Raw genomic sequence first — 709 nt, 5'->3', positions numbered from 1 at the left:
AAGATGGTGATGGCGTTGCGGCATGGGGTGTTGCCGCGGACGCTGCATGTGGATGCGCCGTCCTCACATGTGGACTGGTCGGTGGGTGCGGTGGAGTTGCTGACGGAGGAGCGTGCTTGGCCGGAGGTGGGTCGGCCGCGGCGGGCGGGGGTGTCCTCGTTCGGGATCAGCGGCACCAATGCCCACGTCATCGTGGAACAGGCACCGGACAGGGCCGAGCCCGCCGTGAGCGGTGCGGTGCCGTCCCTGTCGCCGACGCCATGGCCGATATCGGCGAAGGACGCGGTGGCGCTGCGGGAACAGGCCTCGCGGCTGGCAGCGCACCCCGTCGCCTCAGCGACGGATGTGGGACGGTCGCTGGCAGTGACTCGGGCAGCGCTCGAGCACCGTGCGGTGCTGGTGGGCGGATCCGTCGAGGAACTCCTTGGCAAGGCCGCGGAGTTCGGCGCGGGTGCGGGCGGCCCGACCGCCGTGGAAGGCCGAACGCTGACGAATGCGCGGACGGTGTTCGTGTTTCCGGGGCAGGGGTCGCAGTGGGTGGGTATGGGGGTTGACCTGCTGGAGTCCTCGCCGGTGTTCGCCTCACGGATGGAGGAGTGTGCGGCAGCGCTGGAGCCGTACGTCGACTGGTCGTTGGTTGAGGCGTTGGTGGATCCGGTGTTGTTGGAGCGGGTGGATGTGGTGCAGCCGGTGTTGTGGGCGGTGATGG

The 709-nt window shown here is 69.4% G+C and carries 1 protein-coding gene; it reads left to right on the top strand.

Annotation, left to right across the window (positions count from 1 at the left end; genetic code table 11):
• Positions 1 to 709, top strand: a 709-nt coding sequence (locus tag PV419_RS52960) for an acyltransferase domain-containing protein (RefSeq protein ID WP_319701261.1), incomplete at both ends; no start/stop codon positions are given.

This window comes from Streptomyces sp. ME19-01-6 (assembly GCF_033793745.1).
In the GTDB taxonomy this organism is placed as follows: Bacteria; Actinomycetota; Actinomycetes; order Streptomycetales; family Streptomycetaceae; genus Streptomyces.
The sequence above is the reverse complement of the archived record's forward strand: the minus strand, read 5'-3'. Positions and strand labels throughout refer to the sequence as shown.